This window comes from Paenibacillus sp. OAE614 (genome assembly GCF_040546645.1).
Taxonomy (GTDB): Bacteria; Bacillota; Bacilli; order Paenibacillales; family Paenibacillaceae; genus Paenibacillus_AQ; species Paenibacillus_AQ favisporus.
In genome coordinates this window covers 2,400,144-2,413,785 of the sequence record NZ_JBEPOD010000001.1, presented here as the reverse complement: position 1 = coordinate 2,413,785, position 13,642 = coordinate 2,400,144, and the positions used below count along the sequence as shown (strand labels likewise).

Sequence of the window (13,642 nt, the reverse complement as noted above, 5' to 3'; positions counted from 1 at the left end):
TGTCAAAATGTGTAGGGGTGGTAAGGATGGAGCAAATCAAAAAGCAGCAGATCATCAATACGGCAATGCGTATTTTTAAAGAAAAAGGATATTTCGCCGCCTCCATGCAGGACATTGCGGAAGCATGCGGCATGGCCAAGGGCAGCATTTATAAAGTGTTTCCTTCGAAAGAAGACCTGTTTACCGGCGTTTTCACCTTCGTGCACCGGATGATGTTCGAGCAAGCCCGGGAGTTGGATCGCTCGCTGCGTCTGGCGGGGGACCCGCCGAAGGAAATTTTGCGGCGCAAGATCGAGTTTCAGCTTCAATACATGCTGGAAAACCACTTTTTTACGAGCGAGTTCAAAGAGCTGCCGATCACCGCTAACGAAAACTTCCAGGTGGAATGGAAAAAAAAGCGCGCCGCCTTTCTGACGTGGCACCGCGACTGCTTCTACGAAGCATACGGCGATTCCATCTCCCCTTATCTTGGGGATATCGTGGCGATCTACCGCGGCATGTCGCGGGAATATTTGTCCCATGCCGTCCAAACGGCCATCGCCTGCCCGATGGCGGAACTGGCCCGGTTTTGCGTAGACCGGATGGACGCGGTCATCCGCGACATGATCGATAAGGAGCCGGTCCCGATTCTCAAGGTGTCGAGCGCCTATTTTAACGACATCAATCCGGTGGACCTTCCGACCCGGCGGGCGAACCTGGGTGAGTTTCTGCAGTATTTTGCCCAAAAGGTCCAAGAGCTGCCCCAGCCGGAGCGGATTCAGAAAGAGCTGCTGGAAGTGATCGACCTGCTTCGGCGGGAGCTGGAACAGGATAAACCGAACGCGACTTTGGTCCGGGTATATACCAACTTTCTGGATTCCGTCGACGAGCTGAGACCTTACGTGAGGCAGCTGGGCCTCATGCTGAATCATGCGGCGAAACCGCAAAAAGACAGTCCGGATCAGGCATAAAGGCCTGACGGACTGTCTTTTTGCGGTTTTATTGATGACAGGGTCATACTCCTGCAGGCCTGACTCCAATGCCTTCCGCTTCCAGGCGCACACGAAGCTCCCTGGCAAAGGCTGTGGCATGCTCGCCGTCGCCATGAAGGCAGACTGTGTCAGCCTGAATGCTCACCTCCGCACCGTTCGCGGAAGTTACCCTGCCTTCCTTCACCATGCGGATCACCTGCCGAACCGCCTGATCGGTGTCCGTGATGAGCGCGTGGGGCAGCCTGCGAGGCGTCAGCGTGCCGTCGGGCTGATACGTCCGGTCGGCGAATACTTCGCTGGCCGTTGTGAGCCCGTACCTTGCCCCCGCAGCCAGCAGCTCGCTGCCCGCCAGGCCGTAGAGAATCAGGGACTCGTCCGTGCGGCAGACAGCTTCGGCGATTGCATCCGCCAGGGTAGCGGAGACCGCAGCCATGTTGTACAGGGCGCCGTGCGGTTTGACATGATGAAGGCGCCCCCCTTCCTGTTTGGCAATCGCCTGCAGTGCGCCGATTTGGTACGTCACCAAATCCATGGCCTCCTCCGGCGAAATATCCATGCTTCTTCTCCCGAAGCCGGCCAGATCCGGCAAACCGGGATGCGCGCCGATGGCGACCCCGCGGCTTAAAGCCAGCTTCACCGTCTTCCGCATGACGGAGGGATCGCCGGCGTGGTACCCGCAGGCGATGTTGGCGGACGTAATTTCCCCCATCAGCTCTTCGTCGGCCCCGATCCGATATACGCCGAATCCTTCCCCCATATCGCAGTTCAAGTCAATCCAACCCATCAAGCCATCCGTCCTCCTTTAATTTAAGGGCAATCATCCGGGCAAGCCGCTTTAACCGTATGCCCTGATCCATCCATAATTGTTCCGCTTCCGTCTGACTGATCTCCCTAAAGCGGAGGGTTGAACCGGGCGGTGTCTGCGCAACCACCGGCAGGTCAACACCGGCAACCTGGGCGATCTTCGGATAGCCGCCGAGCGTCTGGCGGTCAGCCATCAGAATGATCGGGTGCCCATCGGACGGTACCTGCACGGTCCCCATCGTCACACCTTCCGATGTGTATTCCTGCGGGCGGTGAAGCTGCAGCCGCGGACCTTCCAGCCGGTACCCCATCCGGTCCGATTGGGGCGTAACCCGGAAATCATGATCAAGCAGCGCGCGCCGGCTCACATCGTCGAAATCGCCGAATTGCGGTCCGCGGACGATCCGGACGTAAGGGTGCTCGCTGTAAGCGGGCCTTTCCGAGGCCGGAACCGCCCACCTCACCGCATCAAAAGGCTGCGTTCCCTTTGAGGATGGATGCCGCAACCGGCCATTGTCGGTCCCAATTGGGATGATGTCCCCTGCCTTCAACGCCCTTCCCTTCATGCCGCCGATCCCGGCACGGATATACGTGCTGCGGCTGCCAAGAATCTCAGGCACATCGATTCCTCCTGCAATTGCCAAATACGTCCGGCAGCCTGCCCTCGGCCCACTGAATGTGAGTGTACTGCCCTTTCGGACAAAGACGGGTCTCCACATCGGAACCGGTACACCGTCAATCTGCGGCGAAAAATCCCCTCCGGTCAGGGCTACCCACATCTCCCGCTCCATGCGGACGGACATCCCCGACCAGGTCACCTCGATGAGGGCGTCGCCCTCATCGTTGCCCACCAGCCAATTGGCCGTCCGGTGCGCAAAGCGGTCCATGGGGCCGGAGACGATGATCCCGTACTTGCCGTAGCCGGATCTTCCCAAGTCCTGGATCGTCGCCATCAGACCGGGTTTTATGACTGCTATGCTCATGACTGCGCCCCCTTGATCCGCTCGTATTCCACCGCGTCAATCTGACGGAACCGGATATATTCCCCTCCCCGCAGTAGCGCGGGCGGATCTTGATCCGGCCTGAACAGGGGAAGCGGCGTCCGGCCGATGATCTGCCAGCCGCCCGGGGTTTCCACCGGGTAGATTCCCGTCTGCGCCCCCGCGATTCCGACCGACCCGGCCGGGATGGCAAGCCGCGGCGACGGTTTACGCGGCGCGGCGATCCGTTCGTCGAGCCCGCCCAAATAAGGGAACCCGGGAGCAAACCCCACCGCATAGACCAAATAGGTCTGAGCTGTATGGATGCGGACCACATCCTGAGTGGTCAGGTTGTTGATGGAGGCGACTTCTTCTAAGTCCGGGCCAAACCCGCCTCCATAGCATACCGGGATGTCGATTACCACCGGCTCCGCTTCGGGCGTTCCCTGGATGTCCGCCATATAAGTTTCCAGAAGGGACTGCACATAATCCATCCGGCCGGTCTCGTGCAGCGGTAAATCAAGCTCGAACGGATCATAAAATACGGTCACGCTCGTAAACGCCGGAACACATTCGACAAACCCTGGAAAGGGATTTGCCTCAATGCGGCGGGTCAGCGTCTGAACCTCACGGTGCAAATCTTCGCTGACCGTGTCGCCAAGATGCACCACAACCGCCGATTCCCCTAAGGGTACGACCCTGCACGCTTCGTTTCGGTTCAAGGAATCCCCTCCTTCTGTATGTATAAATCCTCATCATCTATATGATAGCAGAGTCCATGCGGTATGCATTCGATTTTTTCTACACGGTGGCACTTCTAACTGAAGATTGAAGACCGACCCTTCAATGCAAAAAAGGCGCCTCAGGATCCCTGAGGCGACCTTGTTGTATCTGAATGCAGTACTGCATCTTGCAATGACCACCTTGACCGGGCTACTCAGCTACAACTTCGCCCAGCTTATCCAGCATAATCTTGGTCCCGTGCTCGCGCATCGAGGCTGTATCCAGTCCGTCGAGAAACGCACCATGTTCGGTATAAATCAATCTTGTTCCCTGCCCCGACGCCTGGAACTGGACCGACACGACCGAGATAGACATGCGGCTGTCGCCCTGATCCAACGTATACGTATAGACGATCCGCTCGTTCTCTGCGATCTCCTGGTAAACGGCATCAAAGGTAAACACCGGCCCATCCGGAGGCCCGCCGGCATTGACTTCGCGCCCCCCTACCTTAAACTCGAAGCTGTCGGCTTTCGGAAACCAGGCTGACTTCAGTTCGGGATCGGACCAGGCTGAAAACACCTTCGCCGGCGCTGCTTGATAATTGCGTTCAATAACAAATGTTTCGTGAATGACAGATCGTTCGTTATTCATGGTCATGGCCTCCCTGGATTGTTCCTATTCATTGGATCCGGCTGGTTTTCCCCAAGCGCCTCCCCGAGCCGGTCAAGGCTGCGCTCCATGCTTGTCCGTTTTTCCAAAAAGAACTTTTCCTTGCTCTTCTTCATCACTTCAAGCAGTGCGGTAAACTCGTTGACCGTCAACGTTTGGTCATGCTGCAGAAGAGCCGATACGTTTTCCAGCTCCTGCAGGAGCCGCTGCTGCAACCGGATGGTACTTCTCAGGCGGTCCATCTGGATCCGGACAATGTCGAGCGGGCTGAATTCGTTCCCCTCCACGATTTCCTTGACCTCATCGAGAGATAATCCCAGTTCTTTCAGAGACAATATTTGCTGCAATTTGGCCAAATCATGCCCGTTATAGATCCGGTGACCGGATTCGGTATGCCCGGACGGAGAAAACAGACCGATTTGATCGTAGTACCTTAACGTTCGGATCGTCAGTCCCGTCATGGCCGCCAGCTCCCCGACCTTCCACTGCGTGTTCATAATCATCCCCTTGCTTCGCGAAGACTTGTACCGGTAGCTCTAATATAAAACATTACGCAGCGTAAGGTTCAAGGGATTGCAAAAAAAAAAATCGAACGGCATCATGTCGTTCGATTTCAATATTCAGCAAACATGGAAAAGGATGAGTGGTATGACTAGGAGTGCTAATATGGCTGGAAATATCATTTGCCGAAAGAGCCCGCAAAGTCCGCAAATCCCCTTAGTATTGCTTAAGTCCCGCAGATTGTTATTCCTTATCTGTCTTTCTGAATTGTTCTTGTACCATTCATTCATTTCAATTTCACAGTCGTATAGCTAAAGTCCTGCCGCCATTAGGTGCTATTGTCTTTCTAGTATTGTTACTTATTATCATTCGGCGGACCTGGGTCAAGCTTTTGCTTCTTGACGATGCTTTTGCTTTTATCCATGCGATTGCTGGGCCGGTTCTTCCTCTACCCTCATTTCTAAAGCTGGCTCTTACTGGTGAATTACTCGTTTATTGCTCGGTGATTTGCTCGCGAATTGCTGGTGTATTGCTGTTAACAGTGCTGGTGAATTGATTGTCGCGCTATATGATACGAGAACTCGCTTTTGTCTGCTATGTCCTGCGGTCGCAGATTGCACAATACTATGCCCACCCTGCCTTGCAAAACTCGAACTCCTCATACGGCTCCGGCTATATTATTCGCTTTCGTCCGTTTCTGTCTTTATTTCTAACACGTTCTAACTTTTTCTTTCCTTGCCAGGTTCATGACCATCCGCTTGCCGCATTACAGCCCCAAGGGTTTATCCGAATGATAACAATTCTCCCGACTATTCAGGCTGCTCAAAATACTCCACCTTGACGGCATGAGCGATCAGCTTGCGGAAATAAGCCTCATCCGGATGAGCACACTGGACCCCGGTCCCCTCGAGGTACTCGAGTGTCTGCGGGCATGCGTAGCGGTAATTGGAGTTTTTCGCGCCGTCCCCCTCCAGCTGCGCCATAGCCAGCTCCAGGCCCGCCTGGTCCTTGGCCTGCTTCGGATCGAGAAGCCATTGCTCGTATTCCTTCCAATCGGTCAAGTCGATCGTATAACCGTATGCCTGGAAGAACCGCACCATGTTTCGATAAGATACCGTGACCGGGTTGCAGATATGAAACATCCGTCCGACGGTCGCGTCCTGAAGCGCCAAGGCGGCAATGGCTTCTCCCGCGAAATTGATCGGCGTCATATCGACTTCCCAGCGCACATCCGGCGCCTTCTTCAGCAGCAGCATCGCCTTAAGCATGCGGTAAAACGCATTGTTGTCGATGTTATTCTGGAATAAGCCGTTATCCGACCGGCAGGACAAATTGCCTACGCGATACACGGAAGCAGCAAGGCCTTCCCGGCCGGCTTGCACGACGAGTTTCTCGGCAGCAAGCTTACTGTTGGTATAGACGTTCTCGACGTATGCTTCGTCATAACCGGAGCCGGCCGTGATCGAAGCCCATTGGCCGTTCAGCGCCAAATCTTCCGGAATGCCAAGCGTCGAAATAAAATGGAACCGAACGCCCGGTTTGGATTTGGCCAATGCCAGCAGACGGTTCGTGCTGTCCACGTTGACCCTGGCAAAATAGTCCGCTTCCCCGAAATGCTTGACTTCCGCACCGCAATGGAGGATGGAGTCCAGGCGATCTGCCAGCATGTCCCGAACTTCCTCGCTCAACCCTAAATGCTCCTGTTCCAGATCGCCCTGCACGGCGATGACCCGATTGTCCATCAGACGTTTGACTTCATTCCCGAAGTATCCGACCATCGTCTGTTCCAGCCGGGCGTAAGGCTCCTGCACGCCGGATGGCCGAACGAGACAATAAATCGAAGCTTTCGATTGGCGAAGCAGCTCGTACAGCAGGTGAGAGCCAAGGTAACCGGTCGCGCCGGTCAGCAGAATGTTCTCCTGCGTGTATACCCGCCCTTCGGCAGGATCCTGAGGGTAAAAGCTCAGCGGAAACTCCGCCAAATCCTGCAGCGGAACGTCCTCACCGAATGCCTCCTCGGCTGTGGACGCTTCATGGGCCAGCACTTCGATCCGGCCGGCCAATGCGGCAATTGTCGGGTAGACGAAGAAATCGTTGATCTTCAGCTGCGGATAATTCGGCTTGAGCAGCACCAGAATCTCCAATATTTTCAAAGAGTAGCCGCCGATTTCAAAGAAATCGTCGTGGATGCCGATTCTCGTCTGGCCAAGCGCTTTCTCCCAGGCAGCGGCTACTTCCTTCTGAATGGCTGTGACCGGGGCATCATACGGCGAATCGTCCTCTTCCGGCACGATCTCGAAGGCCGCCAGCTTTTTGCGATCGATTTTTCCTGTCGGTGACAGCGGCATTTGATCCACGAAGCACATATATTTGGGAACCATGTAGCCGGGCACCTTTTGGCCTAAAAATTGGGCGAGGTCCCTGGAAAGAACCGGCTGCCCATCATTTGACGTATAAAAGGCAGCGAGCACTTTGGTTCCATCCGCTTCGGTTCTTGGAATGACAGCGATATCCTTGACGGACTCATGCTTTGCCAGATTGTCCTCGATCTCTCCGATCTCGATCCGGAAGCCCCGGATTTTTACCTGGGCATCCTTTCTCCCCCGATACTCCACCAGTCTGCTCGGAAGAAGGCGGACCATATCGCCCGAACGGTAAAATTTCTTGCCCGACTCCGGCGTAATCGGATCGGTGATGAAGGCTTCCTTCGTTTTTTCGGGCTGGTTCAAATACCCCTTGCCCACGCCGACGGAGCTGATCAGGAGCTCGCCGGTAACTCCGATCGGGCACAGCTCGTCGTGCTCGCTGACAATGTACAATTCATAATTGCTCAGCGGCGTTCCGATACATACTGTCGTCAGATCGTCCGGAACCGGATAATCGACGATATGGGAGGTTGCCACCGCCGTTATCTCGGTAGGACCGTAAAGATTGACGATCGGAACCTGCAGCTTTTTCTGCAGCATGCGTACGGCCTCTCCCGACAACGCCTCGCCACCGACGATGATGCTCTTGATGTTCCCGTATTTGGGCGCATCCTCTTCAGGCAAATGGGCGGCAAGCTGGTTGAAGAAAACGGTCGGCAGAATGGCGACGCGCGTCGCCTGCTGCTCCACCACCGCCGCGGTGAAGGCGTCGATGGAGAAACGCTCCTCATCGGTGAGCAGGTGCAGCCGGCTGCCGCAGGCCAGCGATCCGAAAATGTCATAGACCGACGCGTCAAAGCTGAACGTGGAGTACTGGAGAATCACGTCCTCCTCGGTCAGATCCATCTCCCTCCGCGTGGACTCCGCCAAGTTGACGACGCCTTGATGAGCGATCAGGGCTCCTTTCGGCTTGCCTGTGGAACCGGACGTATAAATGATATAGGCCAGATCATCCGGCTCAATGGCAACCGGGGATGCTGCTTCCGGGTAGGAGTCCGCCTGTTCTCCCGATGGGAGAATTTCCGGCTTCCTGTCAAAACCGGCAAGCAGCGTTTCCAGACGGTCCACATATTCAGCATGTGTCAGGATCATCCCGGTTTGCGTGTCAGCAATAATGTAGGCGTTTCTTTCATCCGGATGGGAAGGATCCAGCGGAATGTAAGCCCCGCCTGCCTTAATAACACCGAGCATGCAAACAATCGTTTCGAGGCTCCGCTTCATGAAAATAGGCACGAACTGCCCTTTTTGCAGCCCTTTGGACAGCAGCATGTTCGCGATCCGGTTAGACTGCCGGTCAAGCTGCTTGTAGGTTAACTGCTGCCCATCTTGAGTGACGGCGATCCGGTCCGGATACTTCGCTACGGTGGAAGCCATCATCCGGACGATCGTCGGCTGTTCCGGAAGGTCCATCTGCGTATCATTCAAAGCAGCATAAGCGGCCCGATCCTCCTCCAGCAGAAAAGGCAGGCGGCTGATTTCCAGATCCGCGTTGCGCAGCGCACCGCGAACGATTTGAGCGTAATGCCTGCTGAACTTGCGCACGGTCTGTTCCCGGAACAGCTGGCGCGCAAAGGCGATGCTCAGCGTCCAACGACCGGATTTCGCCTGAACGTTCCAGCCCAGCCAAGCCGAACGGCTTCCATGAACCTCGCCGTACACCGCTTGATAGCCGAGGGGCTGCCCTATCATTTCTTCAAGCTCCTGCAGACTCAAATCCGCAGCGTCCAGCTCTCCCAGCTTGGCTTCGATCCGCGCATAGACCTGCCGGAACGTATCCTGTCCGCTGATCGCTGCGCGAAGCGGCAGCAGTTCTCCTTGCCGGCTCACCACGCCAAGCAGCAAATCCTGATCGGCGCTCATCCTGTACAGGAACACCGCGTAACCAGCCAGCCACCAGGCACGAGGGTTGCCCAGCCGGCTCAGTTCAGCAGCCTCTTCCGGTCCCAAGTCCAGTGTTTCCGTGATCCGCAGCATATCGGGCTGAATTTCCCGCACCGGCTCATCCGTGTAGAGATTGAGTCCGGGCAGAGGAAGCTCGAGTTCCTGGGACCAGTATGCCTTGCTGCGCTCGCTTATCGATGTTGTGTTCAAAATGTTCAGCTCCTTCATGATTACACCCGCAATTTATCGACTAAGGTTTCCAATTGGTCAGCGACCTGGTTCATCTGATTGGCGGAATCATAAATTCTGTCAAAAGAAGCCTGCTGCTCCTGGGCGCTCGTCTTGATCTCGCTGGATACGGCCGAGTTTTTCTCCGCCAGCTCCGCAAGCTGTTTGATGGAAGCCGTTATTTGCTCGGTTTCGGCAACCATCTGCTGCGTTGCTGCAGAAACCTCCTGAATTTGGCTCGTAACCGAATCGGTCGCGATCATCATGCCTTTAAACAGGGAGCCGGTTTCCTTGACGACCTCAATCCCTTTGGCGACGTTCTGCTCGCCTTCGCTGATGGCCTCGACGGCCAGTGCGGTCTCATCCTGAATGAAGCGGATCAGCTCGATAATTTGTGTGGCGGATCTTCTGGACTCTTCGGACAATTTTTTGACCTCATCGGCTACCACGGCAAATCCCCGGCCTTCCTCGCCGGCCCGCGCCGCTTCGATGCTTGCGTTCAGGGACAGCAGATTGGTCTGGGAAGCAATCTCCGTAATGACCTGAACAATTTGGCCGATTTCCTGGGAACGGACCTGCAGCTTCTCAATAATGTCCACGGAATTTTTAACCGAGTGGTTGATCGAATTCATCTGCTCGATAACCTGCTCAACGTTCTCGTTCCCTTTTTCCGACTGATCCTTCATCTGCATCGAAATGTCCGACAGCTCGGACGTATTGCCGGCAATCGTGTTGACTCCTGACGAAATTTCCTCCAGCGAAACGACGCTCTCCGTGATGGACGTGCTCTGCAGTGCAACCCGCTCGGACATTTGTTCAATATTTTTCGTAATGGCCGACGAGTTTTTGTTATTGTTCTCCACAGCAGAGAACAGGAACTTCGATTGCTCCGCCGACTGCTCCGATACTTTTTTAATCGTCCCTACCAGCTCGTTGATTTGGTTCACCATCGTGTTGAATTTGGCGTTAACCTGTCCAAGCTCATCGTCGCCGGCCTTCAGCTGTACGGTAAAATCGCCTTTGCTGAGCTTGTCCAGCGCCGTCATAAGCGATTTGATCGGTGCAAACGTCCGTCTGTTCGTGTAATACTGCAGCGCCAATACGATAACCAGCGTAATCAGCAGGGCGAGCAGCGTGTTGCGAAGCAGATCATTCTGCCCGGAAGCGACCAGGCTGGCATCCACGTCGATGCCCATATAGGCAAAGATGTTGCCTCCTGCATCCTGGAACGGATACAGGACCGTGATCCATGTACCATAGTTATCTGTGTATGCTTTGGTAAACACCAGTTTTTTCGTTTTCAGCATTTCGCGGACAGCATCGGCATGTATTTTGGGCTGCTCGTACAGGTCGCCCAGATGCAAATTATCTTTGGCGAACATTTCCAGCACAGCCGACGGCATCGAAATTATCGAGGTTTGATTGCCTCCTTCGAGCTCTGGCCCGAAAATATACCCTTGGGCAATATTCGGATGTGTACGGGACAGCTCGTCAAAGATACCCGTTAGCTTTTGCTGGACAGCGGCGTTGGGATCCTTAACATCCTTGGCCTGCTCGACATCTTGTACCGATACGCTCTTCACCAAGGCATCCATCGTTTTACCGGAATCCGACTGCAGCTGCTCGGTCAGAACGGTTCCCTGGATATAAAAGCTTGCGCCAATGACGACTGCCCCGGTGATGAAAATATAAAGACTGGTCAGCAGCATACTTCTGCTTACAATACTTAAATTTCTAAACCGCCATTTCTTAGAAAATTGCTTAAGCTTGCTCATTTTCGTTTCTCTCCTTTAGTCTGTCTCTCTATTATGTAATCTCCAGGCACCTATCCACCCGGCTATCCCAGAAACGATCTTGGATTTCCGATCAACACCTCCCTGTGGCAGAAAACAGCATGTTCAGGGCAAAAAAATAGCAACCTATGGGAATGCAAACCACAGCTCACCAATTCATCTGCAACTGGCTGACATATCCCGTTTCGGAAGTAGTCCCTATAGCTTTGCGTCACTGCTTTTCAGCAGTTTTGCCTATGGATTTTACATGTACATTTTTATAGAAACTAATGAATAATTAGTAACTATAAATTGTTCATTTCGCAAACCTAGTCTACCATAATTTTCATGGATATTTCCATTCATTTCAGAAATTAACCTGCAAACATTTCCATATCCAACAGTTGCTCTATTTCCGGCGTGTAAATTTCGATCGGCCCCTTTGCTTTCGTACAGACCGCGAGCTTATATGGTCCATCCATAGGGATCAGCATAAACTGATAGTTGCGTGCTTCAATATCGGGACCGCTGTACTCTATTTTTCCGTCCGGACGAACCGTGATCGTAAATGAGCCCAGCGGCTGACTTAATCCTCTGCCGATGCACTTGATATAACTTTCTTTGAGCGTCCAGATGTCATAAAACCGGTTCAGCCGCTCTTCTTCGGTCAAGTGTTGAAGCATTCCGAGTTCAGCGGGTGAAAAACATGATTCAGCAATTCCCGGGTTCACAGGGAGCACATGCTCAACATCCACTCCGAGTTCAGATGGGCCGAGGGCGGCTACCACCCAATCTCCGGAATGGGAAAGATTAAAATGAATATCCGGTTCGTCTGCAAAGGCCGGTTTGCCAAATTCGCTGCGTGTCCATGGCTTGGAAAAGGCTGCAGCAGGCTTTACTTGGTTCACCGCCCAGCGCACCATGACCTCGCCGAACAGGCTTCTTACAGCATCCCTCCTGTTTCTGATTCGTCGTACTTGTTTGGTTCGTTCGGGAGAGACCCGTTTCATAAAATGATCGAAATGCGCCGCAGAAACGTTCTTGATCCCAAGCATATACAGTCTGATCATCAAGCCCTCCTGAGCACGCAGCTCCATTCGTAATCACCAGGTCCGCTTACAGCAGCTTTTGCTACTAAAATGAAAGGCGCGAAATCTAGTACATTTTCCCCAATTCATCGATTTGTTTAGGATGAACCTCCTACGAAAAACAAACATTCATTATTACTATTCGGCCAATTTTTCCTATTTTTTAATAGCTTCTAGCATTTGTACACAAATTGATCAACAAATTAGGTACAAACGTCTACACGCGACGCCTCTGGGGACAAGCCTCGCATCCCCTTCAGGCAAAAAAAGCCGGTCCTCGGATACCAGGAATCCAGCCTTTACCCGTACATCACCGCTGATCCGGGGCAGCTGCGTGGGAATAGCTCTCCTGCGAACGAGCCTTTCAACGCAAAAAAACCGCCCGGCAGCAGCCGGACGGTTGTACTTGATTGTAGCGTATTGATTGACAGGGCTGAACTTATCCTTCGGCCGTGACAAGCTGGTCGTCGAAATATACCGTTTTGCCGGTACGGGCAGACTCGTAAATGGCCTCCAAAACTTCCGTTACGACCAGCGCCTGTTCCGGTTTAACCATCGGCTCGGTATCGTTCAGAATGCTCTCGATCCAAAGACGGCATTCTCTGCCGGCTTGGCTCTCGGAATTGCCTGCGAAGTAGGCGACTCCACCTGTCTTCAGCTCCGGCTTCTTCGTATACAGCACACCAAGGTCCTCACCGTTGATGCGCAGGCCGTCCTTCATGTCCGCGCCGCCTTCCGTACCGGACAGGGATGCCTGAGCTTCACCCACGTCGAGCGTGTTGAGCGCCCAGCTCGCTTCCAGAATGACGGTTGCGCCGTTCTCCATCGTAATAAAGCCGAACGCAGAGTCTTCCACCTTAAATTCTTCCGCCTTCCATGGGCCAAAAGCGTTGGCAGGGCTTTCCTTGTCGCCAAGCTTGTAGTACACGTTGCCTTTGACGCTCTTTACCTTGTAGTTGTCCAGAAGCCAGAGCGTCAGGTCCAGCGCATGCGTACCGATATCGATCAACGGACCGCCTCCTTGCTCTTCCTCGTTCAGGAACACGCCCCATGTCGGCACGGCGCGTCTGCGGATCGCATGCGCTTTCGCAAAATAAATGTCGCCGAGGTCGCCTCTTTCGCAAATTTGCTTGAGGGTCAGGGAATCCGGACGATAGCGGTTGTCATAGCCGATCGTGAGCTTCTTGCCGGTCCGCTTGGCAGTCTCGACCATCGCTCTTGCCTCTTTGGCTGTCTTGGCCATCGGCTTCTCACACATCACGTGTTTGCCTGCTTCGAGGGCGTCGATCGTAATAAAGGAGTGCGATTTGTTCGGTGTGCACACATGCACGACGTCAATGCTCTCATCCTTCAGCAGTTCTTTGTAGTCGGTGTAAATTTTAATCGTATCCTCTTTGCCGATTTTGCGGGCGGACTCGATGGCACGCTCTTCGATGATGTCACAAAACGCCACCAGTTCTACGTTTTTCTGGTTAACCAGGTTCGGGATGTGCTTGCCGTTGGCGATGCCTCCACAACCAACGATTGCTACCTTCAATACTCTATCGGTATTTTGCGCCATGACTCATTCTCCTTTTCATATATAAAATGGGATTGTAC

General features: G+C 53.9%; 10 protein-coding genes and 1 riboswitch. Of the genes, 1 reads left to right on the top strand and 9 read right to left on the bottom strand.

Annotated features, from left to right (window positions below):
* Window positions 1-26: 26 nt before the first annotated feature.
* On the top strand, window positions 27-950 hold the full coding sequence (locus tag ABIE48_RS11340) for a TetR/AcrR family transcriptional regulator (protein WP_192714534.1): 924 nt from the start codon (window positions 27-29) through the stop codon (window positions 948-950).
* Between the two features lie 43 nt (window positions 951-993).
* Here the strand turns inward: ABIE48_RS11340 and ABIE48_RS11335 are convergent, their stop codons facing one another.
* The 9 genes from ABIE48_RS11335 to ABIE48_RS11295 all read right to left on the bottom strand — a co-directional run bounded on the left by ABIE48_RS11335 (window position 994) and on the right by ABIE48_RS11295 (window position 13,604).
* A complete protein-coding gene (locus tag ABIE48_RS11335) occupies window positions 994-1,755 on the bottom strand; it encodes a LamB/YcsF family protein (RefSeq protein ID WP_145023063.1) in 762 nt (253 codons plus the stop codon).
* Window positions 1,742-2,758 carry a 5-oxoprolinase subunit C family protein gene (locus ABIE48_RS11330; RefSeq protein WP_192714535.1) on the bottom strand — a complete coding sequence of 339 codons (1,017 nt, stop codon included), beginning with the start codon at window positions 2,756-2,758 and terminating at the stop codon, window positions 1,742-1,744. The genes ABIE48_RS11335 and ABIE48_RS11330 overlap by 14 nt, the downstream gene beginning before the upstream one ends.
* The gene (gene pxpB / locus ABIE48_RS11325) at window positions 2,755-3,477 is read right to left on the bottom strand and encodes a 5-oxoprolinase subunit PxpB (RefSeq protein WP_192714536.1); all 723 of its coding nucleotides are present in this window, start codon (window positions 3,475-3,477) and stop codon (window positions 2,755-2,757) included. Before pxpB ends, ABIE48_RS11330 begins: the two co-directional genes overlap by 4 nt.
* A 211-nt stretch (window positions 3,478-3,688) precedes the next feature.
* Window positions 3,689-4,129 carry an SRPBCC family protein gene (locus ABIE48_RS11320; RefSeq protein WP_145020953.1) on the bottom strand — a complete coding sequence of 147 codons (441 nt, stop codon included), beginning with the start codon at window positions 4,127-4,129 and terminating at the stop codon, window positions 3,689-3,691.
* Window positions 4,130-4,131: 2 nt separating this feature from the next.
* Entirely contained in the window at window positions 4,132-4,644 is a 513-nt protein-coding gene (locus ABIE48_RS11315; protein ID WP_145020956.1) for a MerR family transcriptional regulator, read from the bottom strand.
* 813 nt (window positions 4,645-5,457) lie between these two features.
* Window positions 5,458-9,165 carry a non-ribosomal peptide synthetase family protein gene (locus ABIE48_RS11310; RefSeq protein ID WP_192714537.1) on the bottom strand — a complete coding sequence of 1,236 codons (3,708 nt, stop codon included), beginning with the start codon at window positions 9,163-9,165 and terminating at the stop codon, window positions 5,458-5,460.
* Between the two features lie 20 nt (window positions 9,166-9,185).
* The gene (locus ABIE48_RS11305) at window positions 9,186-10,958 is read right to left on the bottom strand and encodes a methyl-accepting chemotaxis protein (protein ID WP_145020961.1); all 1,773 of its coding nucleotides are present in this window, start codon (window positions 10,956-10,958) and stop codon (window positions 9,186-9,188) included.
* 176 nt (window positions 10,959-11,134) lie between these two features.
* Window positions 11,135-11,221, bottom strand: a riboswitch (cyclic di-GMP riboswitch).
* Between the two features lie 108 nt (window positions 11,222-11,329).
* Complete coding sequence (locus tag ABIE48_RS11300) at window positions 11,330-12,025, bottom strand: 4'-phosphopantetheinyl transferase family protein (RefSeq protein ID WP_186325878.1); 696 nt, start codon at window positions 12,023-12,025, stop codon at window positions 11,330-11,332.
* A gap of 457 nt (window positions 12,026-12,482) precedes the next feature.
* Window positions 12,483-13,604: a Gfo/Idh/MocA family protein gene (locus tag ABIE48_RS11295; protein ID WP_089546859.1), complete on the bottom strand. Its 1,122-nt coding sequence runs from the start codon at window positions 13,602-13,604 to the stop codon at window positions 12,483-12,485.
* Window positions 13,605-13,642: the final 38 nt, after the last annotated feature.

Coding starts and splice junctions, on each gene's coding strand:
- ABIE48_RS11340 (WP_192714534.1), top strand. CDS start 27: ATGGAGCAAATCAAAAAGCAGCAGATCATCAATACGGCAATGCGTATT.
- ABIE48_RS11335 (WP_145023063.1), bottom strand. CDS start 1,755: ATGGGTTGGATTGACTTGAACTGCGATATGGGGGAAGGATTCGGCGTA.
- ABIE48_RS11330 (WP_192714535.1), bottom strand. CDS start 2,758: ATGAGCATAGCAGTCATAAAACCCGGTCTGATGGCGACGATCCAGGAC.
- ABIE48_RS11320 (WP_145020953.1), bottom strand. CDS start 4,129: ATGAATAACGAACGATCTGTCATTCACGAAACATTTGTTATTGAACGC.
- ABIE48_RS11315 (WP_145020956.1), bottom strand. CDS start 4,644: ATGAACACGCAGTGGAAGGTCGGGGAGCTGGCGGCCATGACGGGACTG.
- ABIE48_RS11305 (WP_145020961.1), bottom strand. CDS start 10,958: ATGAGCAAGCTTAAGCAATTTTCTAAGAAATGGCGGTTTAGAAATTTA.
- ABIE48_RS11300 (WP_186325878.1), bottom strand. CDS start 12,025: ATGATCAGACTGTATATGCTTGGGATCAAGAACGTTTCTGCGGCGCAT.
- ABIE48_RS11295 (WP_089546859.1), bottom strand. CDS start 13,604: ATGGCGCAAAATACCGATAGAGTATTGAAGGTAGCAATCGTTGGTTGT.